Below are 23,910 nucleotides of genomic sequence, written 5' to 3'. Positions count from 1 at the left end.
CTCCTATCGAAAATCCCTACATAAGGGACAGCCATTTGCACAGGCATATTTCAGGTATAGTTGATTTAAGGCGCAGACGAGGTGTGATTAATGTCTGAAAGCGCAGGAAAAAGGCCTCACTGAGAGGCCTTTAGAGGAGAGTTAGAAAATGGCTGACCATTTGGTGTGAAACCACAACACAATGCCATCCCACAGTCGGCCAAACCAACTGGTTTCTTCAATCGACGTGGCACTGACAAGCGGCACAGTGCTGATCAGTTCACCATGCTGCGCCATTCCACGCGTCCAAGGCTCGTGCCCTTTTCAACAGGAGCGACCACAGGGCCATCAATGACAATGGACTTGTCGAGTCTGTCCGCTGCATTACGCGGTAAGGTGACAAAAATGTCGTCTTTGAAGGCTAAAGCGACTTCATCCGTTTTGCCTTTCCACACTTTCACCTCAGTCTCTAAATCATCACGCTTGGCAACTTGCTGACTATCGTAGAAGCGAAAACCGTAATTCATCAGGTTCTTTGAGGCCGTTACACGGTCTTGGGGACTTGCCGTGCCCATTACCACGGAGACCAAACGCATACGGCCTTCTGTTGCGGAGCTAGCAAGGCTGTAACCTGCTTCAGTGGTGTAGCCCGTTTTGCCGCCATCAACGTCGAGTGAACGATCCCAAAGCAATTTGTTGCGGTTGTACTGGGTGATATTTGCCCAAGTGAACACTTTTTCGCTGTAGAGCACATAGACCTCAGGCACATCTTCAATAATGGCCTGCATCAACACCGCCATGTCCATTGCTGTTGATTTAATGCCTTCTGCATCCAAGCCGTGCGCATTAACAAACTGGGTACTTTGCATACCCAATTTTTCCGCCCAACTGTTCATGAGATTCACGAAGGCGGACTCACTGCCAGCAATGTGCTCGGCCAATGCCACTGACGCATCATTGCCGGATTGAATGATCAGCCCGCGCATTAAGTCTTCAACAGTGACAATATCGCCAGGCTTGATGAACATTTTCGAGGAATCAGGGAATTTTGCAGACCAAGCATTCTCGCTGACATCGACCTGATCTTTCCACGCCAGACGTCCCAGTTCAATTTCCTGCCCGACCACATATGCGGTCATCAGTTTGGTGAGGCTCGCTGGAGCCAAAGGCTCAGTGGCATCTTTTTGTGCGATAACCATGCCCGAGTGAAAGTCCATCAGGACATACCCCTTGGCTGCAATGTTTGGTGGATCCGGCTTGATAACCGTTGCCTGAGCAGGAAGCAGTGTTACAAGAGAAAGTAAAAAAATTGCTGTCCGTTTCATGAAAATCTCTCTTTCAAAAACACATATACCCAAACAACCTGAGATACAGAATTCAGCGAACATCTTCAGGTTGTTTGGGTACAGATACCACTGAAGATAACGTGTCGTTTCCTTTTAATGTTCAGACAGATACTGATCATTTTTGTTCAAGAACTCTACCCGCAGATTAGTCTATTTTTTGTTCTGTGCGTTGTGAGCCCTTGCACAGTCTGGCTTCAATAAGAGCCAAGACGCGCGAATTTGTTCAAACAAACTCGCAAACAAATGTTGCGATTTACAAATGGCGTAAAGAGTCGATGAAAAGGCGAGCAATTAGAAAAGAAAAAGCCAACAGAGCGTTGGCTTTTATCACTGAAAACACGTGGGAAAGGTGAACGAAAAATTATGCGCTTTCTGCCACCGGCATCACTTGGGCAAGCTTCAGGTAAGAGTGCAATTCACCGTTTTTGTATTCGATCGCTGAGTGGATGTTAACGGCTTTATTGGCAATCACACGACTGTGGTATGTGTTGTCGCCCTTTCTAATCTCAAGTTCCAAAATCCCTTGCTCAAGCTTCCAAGTGCCCACGGTGGGAAGACGATTGAAAAGGGTATATTCATCCAAGGTGCCATCGTCATTCAGACATAGCTCTGTGATATAGCCTGCGCTGCACGTTTTAATGTAACGGTGACCTTTCAGTTCTGACGCAGAAAAAGAGCGTTTGCTGGCCATCCAGTCAAACAGGGCAATGGCGTCAACATCTGAAACATCGGGGAGTTTGTCGAGAGTCAGCATTGCTGCTGTCTTAGATTCCCGCATGAAAAGCTGCAGGTAAGCGTTATTAACCTGTTTTTGCATCTTTTGAATTATCGTCATTCCTTGAAAAATAAGAAGATAACGCCAAACCGCGCAATGCTTCATCCTTCTTTTCGCAGGAATGTTAACCCGCACAGAAAACAAGCAATCCAACGCCATTGTTTACCCCACGATCCGCCCAGTTTTAGACATCACAAAACTGCCAAAAATTAATCGTTAAAATGTCTTCCCATCTCAGTTGAGAGACAAATGGGTGTGAACTATCTTTATAGGTGTAGTCACAATGTGGGGTCATGGATATGCGCTATCTACTTGTAAAATCGCTACTAATTGGATTATTTATTTTGCCAACACACGCTTTAGCCGACAGAGAAAAGCTCGGCGAGGTGGTGACAGAGCGTAATGAGACCATCTGCAAACAGAAATTCACCCAAGAACTGTTCACTCAACAACGTATTTTCAGCTCAAACCGAAATGGTGCTGACAAGCGTCGCATCGCCGAACGCAAAATTGAGGCGGCACGTGAGAAGTACAACCTGACAGCGAGCTATTGCGACGCCTATGACGAACTGCTTACCTTTAACCCAGAAACCTTGGACAGACGACCTGGCGACGCGCAATTCGATTAACACCGCGTGACGATTCATGATTATCACAAGTCGTCGTTAGACAATTGACTATGAGCACTGCTACAGTGCCAGCCAGACTCCACTAACAACGACTTGCAGGTATCTATCAATGTTTCGTCGCTTATCTTCATTGGCCGGATTGAAAAACGTTCGTCCCCTTCTTGCCGTTTCACTGCTTTCTGTCGCATTGGTCGGTTGCTCCGATGACGAAGTCGGCGATGTGTCACTGGGCTTATTCACCATGAAAGACATCAAGATCTCTTCACTACAAGATGAGGTGGTGACAGGCGTTACCTGCCATATCGCGTCTATCGAAGCGAATTTGAGCTTGTCAGACCCAAGTGATAGCTCCATTTCCTGTCGCCAAACGGGCGACATAACGCCAGAGATGATCGCAAAGATTGATAAAAGTGCATCGGGTGAAGTGGTCTTCAAGAAATCGAAAAGCATCTTCTTTAAAACCATGAAAGTACGACGCATCTTCGACCCAGAAAGCCAAACGCTGTTGTACCTGTCTTATACCACTAAGGAAACCGAGGGCAGTTTCAAGCACAGCCTGTCTACCGTACCTTTGTGGGGCACCAAAGCTTGGGTTGAGCCAGTCGAGACCAAATAAGCAACAAACACACCCAATTTGCAGTGTAAATTTGTCACTGTAGATTGGGTTTTCTTCTCAGAGTCGTTAACATCTCCCTCATACCAAGAAAGGGGCCCGAGCATGCATTCCGACGCATCCATCCAACACGTAGAAGAACAGACCACCGCGTGGTTAGAAAAAGTGGTGATTGGATTAAACCTTTGCCCTTTCGCAGCAAAGCCTCAACGCAATAAACAAATCAAAATTGAAGTATGTGACGCCACCGACGATCAAGCAGTGATGGAATCCATCATTACTGAACTGACGCTGTTGGACAACAGCGAGGTCGCCGATCTCGAAACAACCTTGGTCGTAACACCAAACTGCTTTCAAGATTTCGATGACTACAACCAGTTTTTGGATGTGGCTGACATGCTGATCGATCAGTTCGGTTGGCGCGGCACCTACCAGATCGCCAGTTTCCATCCTGACTACTGCTTTGCAGACGCAGAGCCGGAAGAGGACAGCAACCTCACCAACCGATCGCCGTATCCTGTGTTTCATCTGATCCGCGAAGCGAGTATCGAGAAAGCATTGAAATATTATGGCGGCGATGCCGAGGCCATTCCGGACATCAATATAGACCGTGTCTGCGCGCTTTCTGACAGTGAAAAACGCGCACTGTTTCCGTATCTGTTTAAGGCACACTCACACAGCTAAACGTTGCGAGTGTTTCACCCTCTAAGGTTAAGGTCAGCGCATCTCCACCATGAAGCTGACCTACCCCTTTTGGCGTCCCCGTCAGCACAATGTCGCCTGGCAGCAGAGTGAAATACTGGGAGACATGACTGAGGAGTGCCGCCACTGGCGTTATCATCATGGACGTATCGCCACGTTGCTTGGCGTCATCGTTAATATCTAGCCCGTAACGGATTGCCGTCAAGTCATGTTCAAGAGGGATAAACGGGCTTTGCACACAACTGCCGTCAAACGCTTTCGCCAACTCCCAAGGAAGCCCTTTTGCTTTTAACGCCGACTGGGTCTCACGGCGCGTTAAATCAAGCGCAACACCAATGCCTGCTATTGCATCGACCGCTTCCTTTTCAGATGCCTTTGTCAGTGCTTTTCCAATCAAAATGGAGAGTTCTGCTTCGTAATGGATCGGCGCAAGCTTATCAGATAACTCAAGCGCATCTTCCGCACCCACAAGCGATGTTTGAGGTTTTAAAAAGAGTACTGGTTCATCAGGGATAGGGTTATCCAACTCTTTAGCATGCTCGACATAGTTACGACCAATACAAACCACCTTTCCCACAGGCAGCGACAGACTTTCACCTCGCTTCCACACATGTGCGTACATCTATACTCTCCTTGTCTTTCCATGAGTGATAACACAACTAAAGTACCATAAACCTATGATTTGATGTTGCAGGATCCTCGGTTAGAAGGGGGCAAAATCTTCTTGATCATCGTTCCGCAATTTTTATGGCGCACACGAAAGCACAAAATAGGGTTTAACACCGTCCTTTTCGGCATGTCTCACTCTTAATAAAATCAGACCCAGCATTGATTTTTGTCCCCAAACAGCATCTTAGGCAAGACGTATCTAACAGTTTCTAAGATCCCACGTTGTCGGATTTCTTGGTCAGAGCAAGGATTACAGTACGACCTTTTTCGCTCAACAAGGTGTACTGAAATCAAATGAATGCTTTTGACTTTGAAACTCCGTTGTCCTGCGTCATCTTCGACTGCGATGGCACGCTGGTTGACAGTGAAGTGCTCTGTCAGATGGCCATGGTAGAGGTCTTCTCTCACTATGGTGTCACCCTTGATCTTCAGGAATGTCTTGACCATTTTCAGGGCGGAAAACTCGCCGATATCCTTATGCAAACCTGTGAGCGATACGGCCTGACGATATCGCTGGATGATTTGGAGCCGCTTTATCGCGACAAATGCGCAGCCTTGTTCGATAGAGACCTTAAACCTGTTGATGGTGTGCCCGATGTCATCAACATGCTTGAAAACATTGGCGTCGATATCTGCGTCGCATCTAACGGGCCAGTCAGCAAAATGGAAATGACGCTGCAAATGACAGGCTTGATGCCGCACTTCCGAGGCAAGCTTTTTAGTGCGTTTGATGCCAACAGTTGGAAGCCTGCACCGGATCTTTTGCATTACTCAGCCATGAACATGGCCGCGCCCATTCAAGAGTGTTTGTTTGTTGATGACACCTTGCTCGGCGTCGAAGCGGGCATCAATGCAGGCATTCGCACCGTCTACTTCAACACAGCCAACAAACAGGCCGTCGACCACCCCTTAGTGCGCTCAGTGCATTCGATGGGCGAGCTTTCTTCCTTATTGGAACGCCTGCCGCTATGTAACAGTTGGGCATAATTAATTAGACACAAAAAAGGACGCCCTAAGGCGTCCTTTTTCGTATTACGAGAGATTACGGCAGCGTTTTCAGGCTGTTTTCGTAGTCATCGTATTTTTGCATCACGCTGTCGCTTGCACCGCCAGTCAGTTTGCTGACAGCCACAATCGCAATCCACGCGAAGATAAAGCCAGGGACGATTTCATACAGATCGAAGATGCCGCCCGTGATTTGTTTCCACACCACCACGGTTACACCACCGACAATCACACCTGCCAGCGCACCGTTGCGGTTCATGTCTTTCCAGAACAGTGCCAGCAACAGCGCAGGACCAAATGCCGCACCGAAGCCTGCCCATGCGTAAGACACCAGACCCAGAACTGTGCTGTCTGGATTCATCGCCAACATTAGCGCAACGATAGAAATGCCGATAACCGCAAAGCGACCTACCATTACCACTTCTTTGGTTGAAGCGTCAGGACGGAACACTTGCTTGTAGAAATCTTCTGCCAGCGCAGAAGAAGACACCAGTAGCTGAGAGTCCGCAGTACTCATTACCGCCGCCAGAATCGCCGCCAGCAAGATACCTGCAACGATTGGGTGGAACGCTGCATTCACTAGGAACATGAAGATGGTTTCGCCATCGGCCAGTTGACCACCCATGTGTTTATCAACGTAAAGGATACCCACCAGACCGATCAATACGGCACCCGCCATAGAGATACCACTCCAACCCACAGCGATACGACGCGCTGCGGTGATGTCATGGTTGCTGCGCGTTGCTTGGAAACGAGCAAGAATATGAGGCTGACCAAAGTAGCCCAGACCCCATGCCACCAGCGACACTATCGCAATCCAAGACAACGGCTGGCCGCTGATGTCGTGGAATAGAGTCAGCAATTCTGGGTTTTTCGCTTCCAGTGCGGCAGGAAGATCGGTAAATGATCCTTCCATGGTCGCAATGGGCACGATCATCAGTGCTGCCGCCATGAGCAGGCCTTGCACCAAGTCAGTCCAAGATACCGCCAAGAAGCCACCAAACAAGGTGTAAGACACTACACAAACGGTACCGATGATCACTGCCGTGCTGTACTCAAGGCCAAACACAGTTTCAAACAATTTGCCGCCCGCTACCAAGCCAGACTGGTATAGAAAAGGAAAAACAGCAGGATGAAGAATGCCGAAATGGTCTGAAGCAATTTCGATTTATCTTCAAAGCGACGCGACAAGAATTCGGGGATAGTCAGCGCATTGTCTACTTCAATACTGTAGGTACGAAGTCTTTTTGCACAAATCAGCCAGTTTAAGTAAGTACCCGCTAACAAACCACCTGCCAGCCACAGCGATTCAATACCCGCGGCATAGGCATAGCCCGGCAGACCAAGCAGCAACCAACCACTCATGTCAGACGCGCCCGCAGACAATGCTGCAGGCCAAGGACCCAATGAGCGACCGCCCAAGAAGTAGTCCTCTGAGTTAGCGGTGCGTTTATACGCGTACACACCAATGGCAAGCATAAGAATCAGGTACACGATAAACGTGGCACTGATTGCAAAGCTGTTTTCAATCATTCGAATTTCCCTCAATAACTTCGGGCACTATATCCAGTGCCCAATTCCGGATTGCGTTAGATTTAATGTTCACCACTACCGAGTTCCAGAAGCGTGGCATTGCCACCCACGGCGGTGATGTTTATGGTTCTTGTTCGCTCAGTGATAAAGCGAAGAAGGTAAGTCGGCGACGCGATAAGCGGCAATTGTGTCCCATTGCTTTCAGCAATGAACTGGACCAATACGCCTTCTCGTGCAGCCAGTTTTCGGTTCCATGCAACCAAGGTTGCATCATCAGCAACAACTGCCACACCGCTGATCGGCGCGGTTGCCATTGCTGTTTCTAAAGTGTTTTCTTCAAGGCATTGCACCAAACGATCTTGTGAGCTGACTTTGACAAAATCTGCCAACAAGGCATCTGCACCTGCTTTTAAGGTCGTCGGCACAACGAGCAGAGCGCAGTTGCCCGCAACCAACGCGGCTGCCAATTGGCCAGCCAAGGCCGTCAAGGTTAACGCCTCATCACCACCGACGATAAACAGCCCTCGTCCTGAGGTATAAAGCTCATTGGTTTCGCCAGTTGGCCCAGGCATATCGTGGACAGGTCCAATTAAAGCGTTCGCACTTTCAGCCTGAAAACGAATAAGGGCAGCAGCCTGTTCAAATGCTTCTCCTCTTACAGAGAGCGCATCTGCCCATTGCATCAAAAGCTCACTGCGAACCTCGACACCGATAGCATTCCACGCATCCCACACGGCTAAGCTTTGTGTCGCAGCACCTTCAACCTGAGCCATCATGATTTCGTTACTCTGGGTCATGCTGACATCTCCTCGCGAGTGAAACGGAATAGATAATGCGGACCACCCGCTTTCGGGCCAGTACCAGAAAGGCCTTGTCCCCCGAATGGCTGCACACCTACAACCGCCCCGACTTGGTCACGGTTGATGTAGCTGTTACCCACTCGGGTACGGGATTCGATGTAGCGATAGGTGCTTTCGTTACGGCTATGAATACCGAGAGTGAGGCCAAAACCTGCGTGATTAATGTCATCAATCACTTTATCCAGCGCATCCGCTTTGTAGCGAACAACATGAAGGATTGGGCCAAAGTGCTCTTCCGTCAGCTCAGAAATACTGTCAATTTCAAACGCTACGGGTGCAATGTAGGTCCCCAGACGCACATTGCTGTCCATCGGGGCTTTAGCAATAAAGGTGCTGCGTTTAAACAGATTGTTGATGTGATTTTGTAGCTTGGCTTGCGCCTGCTCGTCGATCACTGGGCCAACATCAGTTTGATGCAGGTAAGGCAAGCCCACTTGCATCTCTGCCATTGCACCTTTGATCAAACTGATGATGCGGTCAGCAACGTCTTCTTGCAGATAAAGGACACGAAGCGCAGAGCAGCGTTGACCAGCAGAAGCAAACGCCGAGCGCAATACATCTCTGACCACTTGCTCTGGCAATGCGGTACTGTCGACCAACATGGCGTTTTGACCGCCCGTTTCGGCAATAAACGGCACGGGCAGAGCATCGCGAGCAGCAAGCGTTTGATTGATGCGCTGCGCGGTTGGGGTCGACCCGGTAAATGCCACGCCTGCAACGCGAACGTCTTGCGTCAGTGCCTGCCCAATTTCACTGCCTTTACCTGGCAGTAAGTGGATCACCCCAGAAGGAATGCCGGTTTCAAGTAAAAGCTCGATAGTACGACAAGCAATCAATGACGTTTGCTCGGCCGGTTTTGCTACTACTGTGTTGCCTGTGACAAGCGCAGCAGAGATTTGCCCAATGAAAATGGCCAGCGGAAAGTTCCACGGACTGATACAGGTGAAGACACCTCGCCCTTCTCGGGTGAGTGAAACGACCTTGCCATCAAAGCGTGTGAATACGCTGTTTTCAACTAACACGTTTTGCGCTTGCAATGGGTAGTAGCGTAAGAAGTCGACAGCCTCACGCACTTCATCAATGCTGTCGTGAATGGTTTTGCCTGCTTCTTGGTGACACAAGGCCACCAGCTCGCCAAGATTCTCTTCGAGCTTATCAGCAAGCATCAGTAAGTACTTACCTCGTTGTTCAACAGAAAGCGCATTCCAATCGGAGAAACTCTGCTGCGCTGAAGTCATGGCGCGGTCAACGTCATCGACGGTTGACCATGCAATTTCGCCCACATCAATGCCGTGATTGTATGGCGCGACAACGCGATGATCCGCCCCTGTGCGTTTTTGACCATCAACAATCGGCCCTGCTTGCCAACGCTTGTCCATGTAGCGATTCACATCATCATGGTAAACGCTCCACTCGCTTTCGATGTCGGTCGCAACACCCTTTGAGTTTTTGCGCGAATCGCCAAAAATCTCGATTGGCTGTGGGATTCGCGTGTTGTTGAGCGTTGGTTTCGCGCGCAACACATCGACGGGATGCTGGGTCAAATCACTGATTGGACATCGTGCATCGACCAGACGGTGCACAAACGAACTGTTCGCTCCGTTCTCCAACAAACGACGAACAAGGTAAGGAAGCAGATCTTTGTGGCTTCCGACAGGCGCATAAATACGGACAGGTTGGCCAAAGGTCACTTTGGCATGGTGGTAAAGCGCATCGCCCATACCATGCAAACGCTGAAACTCATAGTTGCCATGTTTGGCCATGGCTTGAATAGCGGCGATGGTTTGCGCATTGTGGCTAGCAAATTGCGGATAAATCAGTTCGCTAACGTGTTCAGAAAGCAGGAAGCGAGCGCAAGCGAGGTAAGAGACATCCGTCCCCTCTTTACGGGTGAAGACAGGGTAGCCTGACAACCCTTTTTGCTGAGACAGTTTGATTTCACTGTCCCAGTACGCGCCTTTCACCAAACGCATTGGGATTTTGGTGTTATTGGCTTTCGCCAGCGAAGCCAACCACACGATGACGGGCAGTGCGCGTTTGGAGTAAGCTTGAACCACTAGCCCAAACTGACCCCAGCCTTTAATGTCTGCATGGGTGAACAGCTTTTCGAAAAGCGACAGCGAAAGTTCAAGCCTGTCGGCCTCTTCGGCATCGATTGTAATGGCGACGCCCAGTGTTTTGGCTTTCACAAGCAGCGTCAGCACAGTGTCGAACAGCTCGGTCATCACACGGTCTTTGTTTGCCACATCATAACGCGGGTGCAATGCAGAGAGCTTGATAGAAACCGAAGGTGCAGGCCCCTTGCCTCATCAAGGTGGCGAGCCACCGTTTCAATCGCCAACATGTAATCATCAAAGTACTTTTTGGCATCGGATGTGGTGAGTGCCGCTTCACCCAACATGTCGAAAGAATAGGTAAAGCCTTGCTGACGCGGTGATCGGCCGTTATCCAGCGCTTCATCAATGTCGCGCCCAAGGACGAATTGATGCCCCATGATCTTCATGGCTTGATGCATGGCCTGACGAATCACAGGCTCACTCATCTTGTTCACCAGACGGTTAAGCACTTTGGACGCACCGCCTTCTTCACGTTCGTCCACATTGACGACCTTGCCCGTAAGCATCAGCCCCCAGGTAGACGCGTTGACGAAGAGAGAATCAGAGTTTTTAAGGTGCGCTTTCCAATCCGCCACACCCAGCTTATCGCGAATAAGCGCATCAGCGGTTTTTGCGTCAGGAACGCGCATTAACGCCTCTGCCAGACACATCAGCAAGATCCTTCACGGGTATCCAAGCTGTATTCCAGCAAAAGCGCATCAATCATTTGAATGGCATTTTTGTCCGATCGGACTTTTTCGATAAGCGCAGTCGCAGACTGTTCGGTCGCAGCACGCTCTTCATCAGACGGTGTCGCCAACAACAACAAGTGTTCAAGCAAAGCAGCTTCATCCACACAATAATGTGCAGACACGTCTGGCCACAATGCCATCGGCGATTGCCCGACATGGCTTGGGTCCAACACATCGGTCGCTTTTAACATAAGCAGGATCCTCTCTCCTTCAACCACGAGGCAGTGGCATATGTTACATATATGTTAGAATAACGACCGATTCTAGGTAGGACACGGCTGGGAGTCTTTCAAAATTCTGCGGCATTATTGCAAAAAACTCCGTTGATTAACAAACAGAGAACCCTCGCCTGTTGCGATTAGTAACAATTTTTTTAGGGTTTAATGATGCAGATCAGTGTTGCTGGCGGTATCGCGCTGGCGAAACACCAAAAAATCGGGAGAACGCTGAGGTAAAACCGCTTTGAGAAGCAAAGCCACAGCTATCAGAAATTTGAGAAAGGCTCATGTCACTGTTGCACAGAAGCTCTTGTGCCAGCTCAAAACGCTTACGCAAGACATATTGGTGCGGTGTCATGCCCATTTGAGACTTGAACAGGTGATGAAATTGACTCTCAGCCAAGAAGACGGATCCCGCCATCTGAGCAACACTGATTTTGCGGTTGATGTGCTGTCGGATGTAAAGATCAAGCACGTCCATATTTAGACGGTGATGTTGACGGATAGTCGGTAGTTGATCGCGTAAATGCCTTTCCATCACGCAAAGTAAGGTATCGGCACACGCTCGGCCAAGTAGTTGATCTTCAGGGTTCGCGACCATCTCGGCGGATAAGGCGCGAACAAGCGTCTGCGCTTGATTGTCGAGTTGGAAGTACGCATCGCGTCGAAACAAGGTTTCGACTTTCTGTTTCATGGTGATTTCGCCATGCAGCACCGACTCTGGCAAATTGATCACCAAAATCTCATTTTGCCCGATACCGGAAAATGCGTGCAGTTCGGACTCAGACACCAAGCAGCCCTGCCCGGGACCCACAAGGTTGCCGCGGCCCGATAGCTCGAACTCTGTTTGCCCTTGCAAACCGATCACAACCTGCCGGTAATCGTGCGCATGAAGCGACGTATCACTGGGCAAAGCAATAACCTGAGAGTGCTTGAGTTCTGATGCCATGACAAAAACGTTAGAAAGAAAAGACGGGGCTATTTTGCCATGGCTAGGGGAGAATCGAGAAGCAAAATCATCCCGGAAACATGATCAAGTGGTGTACAAACTACGGCGAACGTCATTTTGATTGAAAAACTGAGGAGGATCTCTCCATTCTTACGCTGTGTTCCCATGCTTTCAGCTCTTACAAATTGAATGCACAACATACAAAAACCACACTATCCGTTTGTAATAAAAGGATTTAAAGGCATTTTAATCAGTGCAAAAACATGAATTACATCGCTTGATCATGCTTTCGTGATATTTCATCAACGATCTTTTCATGATCATCGTTCCGGTGAAAAGTGATCCTTGGTGTTTCATCTAAACGTGGGATATCGCAAACAAACAGCGTACGAATTACGCCAAATAAATGACGTTAAATTAAAATAAAGCGTCAATTAAAACGTTATTTTTTATTTTACAAATTATCATTTACCCGTGAGCGCGAATGCTTGCATTAATTATTGAGTCGCCAGTCAAAATAAAGAATTTGAATAATAACGATAAGCGTCAAATAATTAGTATCATGACGAAGCGAATTAACATAACCATGTTAATGTAGCAATTTGGGACAAAGGTTTTCTTAAGAAATTCTGAAAATAAGCAAGGGACTTATGAAAAGTAATCGCATCACCGCTCTGGTTCTTGCGTTAACGCCAATACTTCTTAGCAGTCAATCGCTTGCCAATGAAGCCACAGTCGCGACTGACGATCCCGTTGTTGCGTTGGAACAGAAGCTAGCGGATAAAAGAAGTGAAATTAGCTCACACGCACAAAACCTGCAAACACAGAGAGATAAGCTGGATGCCTTGTTAGCCGAGCGCGAAACACTGGCAAAAAGTGCTATCGAACTCGAAAAGAAACGTACGCTGGCTCAAGAACGACTGGACGAGCAATTCCGCCGTTTAATTGAAAATCCAGATACTGACTTAACACAATACAGAGACGACTATCAGGTTGCGTGGAACGCGGTTAAACAAAACCAAAGTGACACACTGACCAATGATCAAGCCGTGTCTGAGCAACAGCGTATTGTTGAAGGCGAGAACCGCCAGAAACAATTGCTGATGAGCGCAATGGAAAATCTGCAAGAAGCGAAAAAAGAAGCGCGCGTTAAACGTCTTCGCCAAGAGCTGACCTTTGCAGACACCATTGAAGTCGTTCATACCATTACTTGTAGTGAATCTTTGACGCTTGCAGCTTGTGCAAATCAAGGTAAAACCTTGACCATGCAAAAAGCGGTAAACACTTTCCAATCTCAAGTTCTTGAAAACGTCACTGAATCCACCACAGCGAAACTCAACGCAAACCGCGTGTCTTTCAATATTCATGTGATGAACAACAATGTTGTAGACAGTGGCTTTAGCGGCTCAAACCGTTACATCACCCGTATGCAAGCAGAGATGCGCAGCCAACCGGATGAGGATGCGGCCTGTAAGCTGCTCGACTTCGCGGAGCGGTACTGCGTGGAAAAGCCTTTTACCACGCGAAAGCCGCTCCTAAGCAGCAGGCTAAGCGTTGGGTGAATGTGAAGATCCGCTCTAACCGTTATGAAGACAACGTGACCATCAACGGCGTCACCTACGGTTCTACACCAGTGGAAATCATGCTGCCAGCAGGTCAACACCAGCTATCAGTTGATAAGCCAGGGTTTGAATCGTACAGCCGCCAGATGTACATGAACAAAGACTCGGTGATTTGGGCAAACCTCAAAGAGCAGGAGAACCAGCCTCAGCCGGGAAAGCAATTCGCTGACAAACTCACTAATAATCGACAAGCACCTCAAATGGTTGTTGTCGGCGCAGGGCAATATCGTGTCGGGTTTGACGCCAAGCAATCAGTGGTGGTCGATCAGCCATTCTCTATTGCAGCAACGCCTGTCACGGTGAAGCAGTTTGGCGAGTTTGTCAAAGCAACCGGTTATGTGACGGGTGCTGAAGAAGGCCAAGGTTGTACAACGCTGGAAAATGGTGAGCCTAAACAGCTTCTGAACCATCACTGGCGTAAACCGGGTTTTTCTCAAACCGACAACTCACCAGTCGTTTGCATCACACACGAAGATGCCATGGCATACTCTAAATGGCTGAGCACCCAAACGGGCTTTAACTATACCTTGCCTTCAGAAGTGCAGTGGGAAGTTGCAGCACGAGCAGGTCGCGAATCCGATTACTGGTGGGGCAACGACATTGGTGTGGGTAATGCAAACACAGGGTGGAGCGGCTCAGAGTGGTCGAACAAAAGTACCTCCCCTGTTGGCAGCTTCCCTGCAAACCCATTTGGTATTTATGACACCGCAGGGAATGTTTGGGAGTGGGCGGAAAGCCAAGCTCCTGTAGCAAGAGGCGGCGCATGGAGCTTCTCACCGAGCAGTGCTCGCGTATCAGAGCGCCTTGAGCTGAAATCTGACCTCAGTGCTAACTACCTCGGTTTCCGCGTTGTACGCCAAATTTAGCGTTTCTTAATAACCTCGTCCCGAAAAAAGCCCACGAAAGTGGGCTTTTTTTGTTTATGACTCAATGCTTATGACCAGTAAATTCAAGGCCTTTAGGGGCATTAACCCCGACAGGAAAGGCATTGCCTATTAATAAACTACGAAATAGTACATTTCCCCCCTGCCCGAATTTCTGGCGACTGAGTATATTAAACATCGAACAGCGGATATTGCAGTATCCATCTGTTTCATCACTGAAATTTACCTCGGTGATCCATCTTATCGTCTCGTGAATACCCTCGAGCGTTACGATAGATGGCCTCTTCTACACGTCGTACAGGATTTCACTCTTCGGAGTAAACTCTTGTTTTTACCGGCTCCCTACGAGCCGGTTTTTTTATTCGACGACATCCAATTTGTGATACAAGCCATGTAACACGCCCCACTTTTACAATACACTGTCACTTAACCGAGTTATTCAGCCTTCCCTATGGACATCGCAACCCCTATACCCTCGACACAAATTTCGCTGTTTGAGCAGCTCCCCGGTTGTTGGGGCTGTAAAGATAAAGACTCCAAATTTGTCTATGTAAATAAGAATTACGCCGATCTCATTGGTATTGACTCTCAAGATGCCTTGATAGGAAAAACCATTTGTGAACTTTCTCCCGAGCTCGCTAGATACGCTGAGAACTTCAACTATCAAGACGAGCGGGTGATCAAAACCAAACGTCAAATTCGCATCCTTAACGTTCACCCTTATGCCGATGGCAGTTGGCAGGCGCACATCGTCACGAAAGTGCCTTGGTATGATGAGGCGGGTAATGTCTTAGGCGTTATCTTTAATTGGGAATCGATAGACGAGAGTGCGTTATTGGATATCGGTGCTTGGATCTGCAAATTGGCAGGGACCAACGTCAAAGCAAAAGACCGCTCGCGAGACGTTGCAGCAAAAGGCCTGCTGTCAAAACGTGAGTCAGAGGTACTCTTCCTTCACCTCTACGGTAAAAAACCCCAGTTTATTGCACAAATGCTTGGTGTGTCGGTAAAGACCATCGAAAACCACTTCGCCAACCTTCGTATTAAATTGGGTGCGGAGAGTAAAACAGAACTCGTGGATAAGGCATTGGAACTCGGCATTGGCTCTAGAATTCCAAAATCACTTTTAAAGCAGCAATTTAGCCTTATTATCGAGGAATAAAAAAAGCAGCTTACGCTGCTTTTTTCTTTTGTGCGGATATCAAGGAGCCAAGCGCTCGATTTCCCATTTGCCGTGGTCTTCATCTTGGTAAATGAAGCGGTCATGCAGTCGGTGTTCGCCACCTTGCCAAAATTCCATTGAAGAGATCTTCACACGAAAACCGCCCCAGAAAGTTGGAACTGGCACTTCGCCTTTTTCGAACTGCTTTTTCAACTCCATGTACTTGCCCTCCAACGCAGAGCGCGCAGACAGACGCTCACTTTGGTGGCTTGCCCACGCTGCAAGTTGGCTTTCTTTGGGACGAGAGAGGAAGTACTTCATCACTTCCAGTTTGCCAAGTTTTTCGGCCGTACCTGTAATGTGTACTTGACGCTCTAATGTATGCCAAGGGAAATGAAGGCTAATTTTTGCATTGTGCGCCAACTGCTTGGCTTTGCGGCTGCCGAGGTTGGTGTAGAACACAAAGCCATCGTTATCGACGTGCTTAAGCAAAACAATACGCTGGAACGGCTGACCATCCTCATCAACGGTTGCCACGGTCATGGCTGTCGGGTCAGGCAACCCGGCGTCGATGGCCTGTTTGAGCCAATGCTCAAAGAATTCAACAGGGTTTTCAGGCAGGTCTTTGCGTCTTAATCCGCCTTGGTTATATTCTCTTCGAATATCAAACAAATCCATCTGGAGCTCCGAGTAACGATTTTTCTCCATTTTGCTGCGCACTGACGGTTTTCTCAAGTGAAAAGCCCATCTGGACTCAGCCTTAGCCAACGAAGGATATTATGCAGAAGCGCCTCATTATCTTTACGGTTGCCCTTGTCGGGCTCGTTCTCACCGCCTTTGTCGCTTCATTTACCTATTTCTCCATTGAAAAACGCTACGTACAAAAAATCGAAACGGATGTTTATCAACTGCAAGAAAAGCTCGCCGCAGAGCTGGCGCGTTACAGTGAAATTCCCGTTGTCTTATCCGCTGACCCCAGACTAAAACGGCTATTGCGGGCACCAGAAAGCGAGCGACTCTTTGATGAAACCAATGCGTTGTTGAGCGATTGGAACGCGCGCCTCAACAGTGATGTCCTCTATTTGATGAACCGCAACGGAATGACGGTCGCGTCGAGCAATGTTCACTCAGAGCGAAGCTTTGTCGGCCATAGCTATCACTACCGCCCGTATTTCCAGCAAGCCATACAAGGCCAAAAAGGCCAATACTATGCGCTGGGCGTGGTGTCTGATAAGCGTGGATACTACTTCTCCTACCCTGTCATCGACGGCGAGACGGTGACGGGTGTACTCACCCTTAAAGTGGATTTGTCGATAATCGACCGTATCTGGAATCAACAGCAGTTCGACTATTTGATTGCAGATCCCCTTGGCGTCATTTTTTATAGCTCGCGTGATGATTGGCTGTATCAGTCACTCACCCTGCTTACTGAACCCCAAAAGAAAGCGATTCGCGATTCTCGACGCTATGGTGATACCAAGCTTCGTAGCCTCACCACATACCGTAACGCTGACGTATTGTCAGAGAAGAACAAGTTATCTATTTCAAACAGCGCGCAAGAGCGGGAAATGATGTTGGTGTCGACCACCCCCTTGGGGACAGAAGGTTGGCAAATTTTTGGCTTTACGCCCGTTTCCGCCTCTTTCCCGGTCGTCATTCAGGCAAGCGGCATTTTCGTCCTCTTCTATGCGCTTTTAGTACTGGTGATTGCGGCCTGGCTTCAAAACGTGCGCACACGCAGGCAACTAGCAAAGCTCAATGACCAACTGGAGATCAAAGTCGCTACTCGGACAGCCTCGTTGGAGGAAACCAACACTGCCCTACGAGCCAGCATCGAGCAATATGAGAAGGCGCAAGCGGCACTAAGACAAACGGAGTCTGAGCTGATTCAAGCGGCAAAACTCGCCATGTTGGGAGAAATGTCGGCCAGCATTAATCACGAGATAAATCAGCCCCTTGCTGCCATGAGAACGTACACCGAAAACAGCCTAAAACTGATGGAAAAAGCGCGGTATCAGGATGTTGAAAACAATCTAACCACGATAAACGAATTGATTGGATTGATTGCGGACATCATTGCTCGGTTTAAAGTGTTTGCGAGAAAACAGGATGAAAGCACGCGAAACCGCGCTGATGTTGGTGCTGTGATTTCAGCGTCGCTCGCGCTGTCAGAAGCCAGTTTCATTAAGAAAGGGATCCACATTCAGTGTGCACTGCCAACGGAAGATCTGATCGTAAAAGCGGATCCGGTTCAGCTTGAGCAAGTGATCCTGAATTTGATGAGCAATGCCGCGCAGGCACTTTCTCACATTGACGATCCAAGAATAGGCATTCACGCCGAAGTGATGAAAGATCGTATCGCCATTCACGTTTGGGACAACGGCCCCGGCATGGATAACGACACCAAAAAGCGTATCTTCTCGCCATTCTTTACAACAAAGACAGATGGACTCGGATTGGGATTAACCATCAGTCGTCGAATTATTGAAAGCTTTGATGGCGACCTGCAAGCGCAGGATCATGCCACGGGTGGTGCTGACTTTGTCGTCACCATTCCACGTTTTATTGAAGGGACTTCAGACCATGACGAAAGAGATTTGGATCATTGATGACGAGCGGTCAATCCGAGACTCTTTGAGTCAAACGCTCGACATCGAAGGCTTTATTCCAAGAGCCTTCTCTACAGCCCGTGATGCATTGGCGCAACTAGATAACACCTTTGAAGGTGTCATCATCTCTGATATCAACATGCCCCAGATGGACGGCATTGCGTTTCTTCACCATGCCCTTTCCATCGATAAGGAGCTGTCGATTGTCATGCTGACTGGCCATGGCGATATCTCGACGGCCGTTTCCGCCATGCGTGGCGGCGCGTACGACTTTTTGGAAAAACCGTTTTCGACCGATCATCTGTTAGACGTGATTCGGCGAGGCTTGGATAAGCGAAACCTTGTTATCGAAAACCGCGAACTTCGCCGAGAGTTGGAGCAGCAAAGTGCCCCCGGCCCGCGAATTTTGGGGAATTGCGAAGAAATCAAACAACTCAGGCGCACGCTGTCCTACCTCAAAGACAAAGACAGTTGCTTACTCATGCACGGTGAGCGCGGCACAGGTAAGGAGCTAGCCGCAAGGTGGATGCACGACCAAAGTGACAAGCAGGATGAACCCTTTGTCAGCCTAAAATGCCGACTCGTGCCTGACACCAGTGTTGAACATGAGCTTTTCGGTTCGAGCAGCGAGGCCGCCGTTTCGAGCAGCGGTAAACAAGGCAAGTTTAAAGCGGCAGGAGGCGGCACCTTGTTTATCGACGGGATAGAAGCCTTGCCGATGACGGTTCAACGAAAACTTGCAAAGAAACTGCGCGATGGTCATTCCTTTCCCAGAGTCATCGTCTCAACACGCGTCGATTTACAGCAATGCGTCAGGCTACAAACCTTCGATCAAAACCTCTACGAAACCTTATCCAGCATCACCCTACACTTTCCGCCACTCAGAGAAAGGGTTGATGATATCTACCTTATTTGTCAGAACTTTTTGCGAACGACGGCATCCCGCTTTGGCATCGCACCACCACACCTTGGCAATCAGCACAAAGAAAAGCTCGGGCAATACACTTGGCCGGGCAATGTCACCGAGCTTCGTAACTTTGCTGAACGTTGGGTGTTGATGGGTGAAGAGCAAGCATTGGCAGACTCAGTCACCACAGAAGAAAACGATCACACATCCCTTGCAGAAAGGTTGCAAAAAGTTGAGCGTTCGATCTTGTTTGATGCACTGAACCGCCACAACGGTCGTCTTAAAGAAGTACAGCAAGAACTGGGACTTGCGAGAAAAACACTCTATGAAAAGCTAAAAAAACACCATCTCGATAAAGAAAGTTTTAAAGGCTAAATTCCTCCTTTACGCCCCGCCAACCCGCGTATTAATTGACTAATACAAGTTTCTCAACTTTCTCACGCTAGAGAAAGTTGAGACAAACCAATGTCTATACACTGTCTGAAATTAGTGAGAATCACAGACTTAAACTACGCTTAAGTAAGCGAGTTTCATTGCTTTTATGGTTGGCCCATTAATGAGAAAAGGCGATAAGTCAGCAGACAGGCTTCCTGCCAGCGAACATTTAGATTACATCGACGATAAAACCGCAGCACTTTTGCTTTCAACACCAAAAAGTGCGCGGGTTTTGTTGTGGGTGATTGCTGCGTTTATCACGGCAAGCGCAGTGTGGGCGGCATTTGCTGAGCTCGACAAAGTGACCGTCGGTCAGGGAAAGGTGATCCCTTCCTCGCAACTTCAAGTGGTACAAAACCTTGAAGGCGGATTGGTGAAAGAATTACTGATACGCGAAGGTGATATTGTCGAGAAGGGTCAGCAGTTATTGCTTATCGATGACACCATGTTCCGTTCTGACTTTCGTGAGAGGCTTCAGGAACTGACAAGCTTACAAGGTGACGCCGTCAAACTGCATGCACTGGTTGATTCAGTTGTCGTGAGCCCTGAAGCCGACTGGCAAGATGCCGTGGTGATCCGTCGAAGTGACTTAGTGTTTGAAGAAGAATTCGTGAATGAACATCGTGCCACTGTCTCCCGTCAGCGAGCGGAATACCGAGAAAAACTCAACAACCTCGATAACCAACTCTCGGTTACTGCACAACAAATACGTCAAAAAGAACAAGAACTTGTCGAAGTGCAGGCGCGAGTGCAAAACCTCAGACAAAGCTACAACTTTGCACGTGAAGAGTTCAGCATTACCAAACCATTAGCCGATGAAGGCGTCGTCCCTCAAATTGACTTGCTTAAATTGCAACGACAAGTGAACGACACCAAGCGCGAACTGTCCTCGGCAGAGCTTTCTCTCCCTTCGATCAACTCCGCTTTGCGCGAAGTGGTGTTCAAGCACATAGATGTCGCGCTGAAATTCCGCGCCGAGCAACAAGAACGATTAAACGACGTGGAAGACAAGTTACTCGCCATGACTGAAACCCGCGTTACGCTTCAAGACCGTGTAGAGCGTACCGTAGTGGTAAGCCCTGTAGACGGCACCATCAAGAAATTGCACGTCAACACAGTAGGCGGTGTTATCCAGCCGGGCATGGATTTGGTAGAAATCGTTCCGAGCGAAGACAACCTTCTTATCGAAGCCAAAATTGCACCGCAAGACATAGCCTTCTTACGTCCAGGCCTTGCCGCTATCGTTAAATTCAGTGCCTATGACTTTACCGTTTACGGCGGTTTAGACGGCATTTTAGAAACCATCAGTGCAGACACCATTCAGGACGAGGAAGGGAACAGCTTCTATTTGGTGAAAATTCGCACCGCTTCTAACAACCTTGGGGATGGTGAAGAATTACCCATCATTCCCGGTATGACCGCTTCTGCTGACATTATTACCGGCAAACGAAGCGTGTTGGATTACCTACTAAAACCGATATTACAAGCGCAAAAATCCGCACTGCGGGAATAACAATATTATTTGTGGGTCGCCTTATTGCCCACTTGAGGGAGGTCGCATGTTGAAAATGAAAAAGCTTTTTCTCGCCACAGCCTTGGGTATGGCCTGCAGTCCTGCATGGTCAATGTCATTGGAAGAAGCTGTCGCCGTTACTATCGCGACAGATCCGGAGCTGAAAAGCGCGTTCAATGACTTTATGAGCAGCCGACAAGACATCGATGCCGCGCAAGGCGACTATTACCCTGACCTCGATTTTAGTGCGGGTTACGGCTACGAATACATTAACAACAGCACCACCAAAGCCAGCGGCGACAAAAGCTTCAACGCCAAGGATGCCAGCCTCAGCCTTACCCAACTGATTTGGGACGGCACCACGGTTAACAATATCGAAAGGACGGAATACGAAGCCGAAGCACAGCGCTTCCAACTGCTTTCTGATGCGCAAGATAAGTCGCTGACCGTTGCAGAGGCCTACGTTGCTGTCTTGCTCTCTCAGCAATTGCTCGCGTTATCTGAAGATAATGTGGCTGTGCATGAAAAGATTAAGTCTGACATAGAGCGACGTGCTGAGTCAGGTATTGGGTCTACGGCTGATTTGTCTCAGGTAGAAGCGCGTGTTGCTCGTGCTATCACCAATATGCTGGCTGCTCGCAGCAATGTGATTGATGCGGAAACCGAGTTTTTCCGATTAGCTGGCGTAGAAATCAATGCGCCAGTGGATCCAGAAGTGGATGCGCTGTTCTTGCCTGCCTCGCTCAAAGAAGCGATAGATGTCGCGTATGAACTCAACCCTGTCATCAAACTCGCAACCCATGACATCGACGCAGCGCGTGCGCAATACCGTCAAAACAAAGGTAACTTCTACCCTACCTTCACCATTGAGGCGAGCCAAAGCTGGACGGATGATGCAAACGGTGTGGAGGAGAGTGTTGATGAGTTCAGTGCCATGCTGCGCGTGAGATGGAACCTCTACAACGGCGGAAGCGATCAGGCCAATACCAAGCGCAGTGCGTATCAGCTCAACAAATCAAAAGACATCTTCGACAATGCCTCCCGCTTACTTCGCGAGAGTACCCGTTTGGCGTGGAGTGCATATGAATTGACAGAGGAGCAGAAAAAATACCTCGCGGACCATGTAGATGCCGCCTCTGAAACCGTCATTGCCTATGAAAAGCAATTCAAGATCGGTCGTCGAACCCTCCTTGATTTGCTGAATACCGAGAATGAACTGTTCGAGCACGTCGCTCGTATCTCGATGCTCACTACGCCAACATCAATGCGAAATACCGCGTGCTAAACAGCACTGGCATGCTTCTCGATGCCTTACGTATTGATGTGCCTCAGGAGTGGCTCGAGCCTGTAGTTAATAACGAAGGTTAGTAGTATGAAACACGTATTTCTCTTGTCAGGGCTGCTCGTCGTCGCCTCTGGATGTACCATTTCCGCGCATGAGCCTCCGCTCGCGGAACAGCACTCTGACTTACTCGACGCTGACTCTGATGGCGTTATCAATGCGAGAGACTTGTGTGATGGCACGCCTGAAACTGTCGTGATAGATAACGATGGGTGTCCTACCTATGTTTTGTTTGAAAACGACAGTTCACTCAGGATTCAGTTTGCAAACGACTCGGCAATTGTAGAGCCTGCCTACCGTGAAGAACTGGACAAAATGGCTGAATTCCTTCACCTTTATCCTGAAACCTCTCTTGAACTTCAAGGACATACAAGTTCATTGGGCACAAATTCGTACAACAGTGAACTGTCTGTCCAACGTGCCAACGCAGTAAAAGCACAGCTAGTTGATAGAGGAATTGAAACCAACCGTCTTGCCATTATTGGACTGGGTGAAGACGATTTGGTTTTGGCCGACACCACAGAGACATCCCAGCTCGTCAATCGACGTGTTGTTGGCCGCGTAAAAGGATTTAAAGGAGATATCGAAGAAGCATGGACGATTTTTACCCGACGGGAACAATAACCACTAAGGAAGACTGATGCGAAAACGGGTCGCCCTGTTTTTATTGTTCCTTTTGCCAACGATCAGTACTTTTGCAACGAGCGACACAGACCAGCGCTGGGTCAGCAAAGTGGCAGGGTTTTACGGCGAACGAGCAGGAAAGCGAGTCGCAGCTTGGCGTGATGTGGTCGCCAACTCTGCGAACCTTTCCGAACAAGAAAAGCTCGAAGCAGTAAATGATTTTTTTAATCAACTGTACTTCGTTGATGATATCGATCTATGGGGTAAAAAAGACTACTGGGCCACACCGCTTGAGTTTTTGGGCAGTGCGGCTGGTGACTGTGAAGACTTTAGTATCGCTAAATACTTCACACTCAGAGAGTTAGGGATTGACGATAAAAAGCTGAGACTGGTTTACGTTAAAGCAATAAAACTTAATCAGTTTCACATGGTCGTTGCGTACTACCCAACAGCTTCCTCTGAACCTGTGCTTTTGGACAATATCGATCCGAGGATCTTGAAAGCATCGAAAAGACGAGATCTGCTACCTGTATACAGTTTCAACGGTAGCCGACTTTGGTTAATGAAAGAACGCGGTAAAGGTGAACTGGCGGGCAAATCTTCGCGGTTGGGATTGTGGAACGATCTCCGACAAAGGATGGGGTCAGTAAAACTCAACAGACCGATCAAAAACTATGATGGGTAAA

The 23,910-nt window shown here is 48.6% G+C and carries 17 protein-coding genes and 4 pseudogenes; 13 read left to right on the top strand and 8 right to left on the bottom strand.

All coding sequences use genetic code 11. The features are described 5' to 3' along the window. Nucleotides 1-141 precede the first annotated feature (141 nt). Nucleotides 142-1,304, bottom strand: a pseudogene (locus ATN88_RS07905) (D-alanyl-D-alanine carboxypeptidase family protein). Nucleotides 1,305-1,686: 382 nt separating this feature from the next. After that, nucleotides 1,687-2,142, bottom strand: a complete 456-nt coding sequence (locus ATN88_RS07900; RefSeq protein WP_067413818.1) for a hypothetical protein — start codon at nt 2,140-2,142, stop codon at nt 1,687-1,689. A 302-nt stretch (nt 2,143-2,444) separates the two neighbouring features. Between ATN88_RS07900 and ATN88_RS07895 the strand changes: the two genes are divergently transcribed. The 3 genes from ATN88_RS07895 to ATN88_RS07885 all read left to right on the top strand — a co-directional run bounded on the left by ATN88_RS07895 (nt 2,445) and on the right by ATN88_RS07885 (nt 4,026). Further along, on the top strand, nt 2,445-2,729 hold the full coding sequence (locus ATN88_RS07895) for a hypothetical protein (protein ID WP_232312952.1): 285 nt from the start codon (nt 2,445-2,447) through the stop codon (nt 2,727-2,729). 109 nt (nt 2,730-2,838) lie between these two features. Further along, on the top strand, nt 2,839-3,345 hold the full coding sequence (locus ATN88_RS07890) for a CreA family protein (RefSeq protein WP_067413815.1): 507 nt from the start codon (nt 2,839-2,841) through the stop codon (nt 3,343-3,345). A gap of 102 nt (nt 3,346-3,447) precedes the next feature. Continuing rightward, nucleotides 3,448-4,026, top strand: a complete 579-nt coding sequence (locus ATN88_RS07885; protein ID WP_067413811.1) for a DUF1415 domain-containing protein — start codon at nt 3,448-3,450, stop codon at nt 4,024-4,026. Here ATN88_RS07885 and ATN88_RS07880 read toward each other — a convergent pair. Further along, nucleotides 4,004-4,666 carry a fumarylacetoacetate hydrolase family protein gene (locus ATN88_RS07880; protein ID WP_067413808.1) on the bottom strand — a complete coding sequence of 221 codons (663 nt, stop codon included), beginning with the start codon at nt 4,664-4,666 and terminating at the stop codon, nt 4,004-4,006. The two genes, ATN88_RS07885 and ATN88_RS07880, sit on opposite strands and share 23 nt — an antisense overlap. A 341-nt stretch (nt 4,667-5,007) precedes the next feature. On the opposite strand from ATN88_RS07880, the gene yieH reads away from it, so the two are divergent. Further along, nucleotides 5,008-5,700: a 6-phosphogluconate phosphatase gene (gene yieH, locus ATN88_RS07875; protein WP_067413803.1), complete on the top strand. Its 693-nt coding sequence runs from the start codon at nt 5,008-5,010 to the stop codon at nt 5,698-5,700. Nucleotides 5,701-5,755: 55 nt separating this feature from the next. Here the strand turns inward: yieH and putP are convergent. The 4 genes and pseudogenes from putP to ATN88_RS07855 form a co-directional block, all read right to left on the bottom strand. After that, nucleotides 5,756-7,251: pseudogene (gene putP, locus ATN88_RS07870) on the bottom strand (sodium/proline symporter PutP). 62 nt (nt 7,252-7,313) lie between these two features. Then, a complete protein-coding gene (locus ATN88_RS07865; protein WP_232312950.1) occupies nt 7,314-8,048 on the bottom strand; it encodes a delta 1-pyrroline-5-carboxylate dehydrogenase in 735 nt (244 codons plus the stop codon). Next, nucleotides 8,045-11,150 (bottom strand): annotated as a pseudogene (gene putA / locus ATN88_RS07860) (bifunctional proline dehydrogenase/L-glutamate gamma-semialdehyde dehydrogenase PutA). Before putA ends, ATN88_RS07865 begins: the two are co-directional and overlap by 4 nt. Before the next feature lie 202 nt (nt 11,151-11,352). Continuing rightward, nucleotides 11,353-12,126: a helix-turn-helix domain-containing protein gene (locus tag ATN88_RS07855; protein WP_067413799.1), complete on the bottom strand. Its 774-nt coding sequence runs from the start codon at nt 12,124-12,126 to the stop codon at nt 11,353-11,355. A gap of 650 nt (nt 12,127-12,776) precedes the next feature. Between ATN88_RS07855 and ATN88_RS27015 the strand changes: the two genes are divergently transcribed. From ATN88_RS27015 to ATN88_RS07845, 3 genes are all read left to right on the top strand, one after another. Then, complete coding sequence (locus ATN88_RS27015) at nt 12,777-13,688, top strand: chromosome partitioning protein ParA (protein WP_232312948.1); 912 nt, start codon at nt 12,777-12,779, stop codon at nt 13,686-13,688. Further along, nucleotides 13,685-14,614, top strand: coding sequence for an SUMF1/EgtB/PvdO family nonheme iron enzyme (locus ATN88_RS27010; protein WP_232312946.1), 930 nt, complete (start codon nt 13,685-13,687; stop codon nt 14,612-14,614). The genes ATN88_RS27015 and ATN88_RS27010 overlap by 4 nt, the downstream gene beginning before the upstream one ends. A gap of 469 nt (nt 14,615-15,083) precedes the next feature. After that, nucleotides 15,084-15,794, top strand: a complete 711-nt coding sequence (locus tag ATN88_RS07845; protein ID WP_067413795.1) for a helix-turn-helix transcriptional regulator — start codon at nt 15,084-15,086, stop codon at nt 15,792-15,794. 39 nt (nt 15,795-15,833) lie between these two features. Here ATN88_RS07845 and pdxH read toward each other — a convergent pair whose 3' ends face one another. Further along, nucleotides 15,834-16,472 (bottom strand): pyridoxamine 5'-phosphate oxidase, encoded by a 639-nt coding sequence (pdxH, locus tag ATN88_RS07840; protein ID WP_067413791.1) that lies wholly within the window; start codon nt 16,470-16,472, stop codon nt 15,834-15,836. 101 nt (nt 16,473-16,573) lie between these two features. Here pdxH and ATN88_RS07835 point away from each other — a divergent pair, with 101 nt between their 5' ends. The 6 genes and pseudogenes from ATN88_RS07835 (at nt 16,574) to ATN88_RS07810 (ending at nt 23,909) form a co-directional block, all read left to right on the top strand. Then, complete coding sequence (locus ATN88_RS07835) at nt 16,574-18,403, top strand: sensor histidine kinase (protein ID WP_067413787.1); 1,830 nt, start codon at nt 16,574-16,576, stop codon at nt 18,401-18,403. After that, nucleotides 18,378-19,685, top strand: a complete 1,308-nt coding sequence (locus tag ATN88_RS07830) for a sigma-54-dependent transcriptional regulator (protein ID WP_067413784.1) — start codon at nt 18,378-18,380, stop codon at nt 19,683-19,685. Before ATN88_RS07835 ends, ATN88_RS07830 begins: the two co-directional genes overlap by 26 nt. Nucleotides 19,686-19,866: 181 nt before the next feature. Continuing rightward, nucleotides 19,867-21,258 (top strand): HlyD family type I secretion periplasmic adaptor subunit, encoded by a 1,392-nt coding sequence (locus tag ATN88_RS07825; protein ID WP_067414109.1) that lies wholly within the window; start codon nt 19,867-19,869, stop codon nt 21,256-21,258. Between the two features lie 49 nt (nt 21,259-21,307). Then, nucleotides 21,308-22,626, top strand: a pseudogene (locus ATN88_RS07820) (TolC family outer membrane protein). Between the two features lie 4 nt (nt 22,627-22,630). Further along, nucleotides 22,631-23,224: an OmpA family protein gene (locus ATN88_RS07815; protein WP_067413781.1), complete on the top strand. Its 594-nt coding sequence runs from the start codon at nt 22,631-22,633 to the stop codon at nt 23,222-23,224. 16 nt (nt 23,225-23,240) lie between these two features. Further along, nucleotides 23,241-23,909, top strand: a complete 669-nt coding sequence (locus ATN88_RS07810; RefSeq protein ID WP_067413778.1) for a transglutaminase-like cysteine peptidase — start codon at nt 23,241-23,243, stop codon at nt 23,907-23,909. Nucleotide 23,910: the final 1 nt, after the last annotated feature.

Source organism: Enterovibrio coralii (assembly GCF_001559595.1).
Lineage (GTDB): Bacteria > Pseudomonadota > Gammaproteobacteria > Enterobacterales > Vibrionaceae > Enterovibrio > Enterovibrio coralii.
The sequence above is the reverse complement of the archived record's forward strand: the minus strand, read 5'-3'. Positions and strand labels throughout refer to the sequence as shown.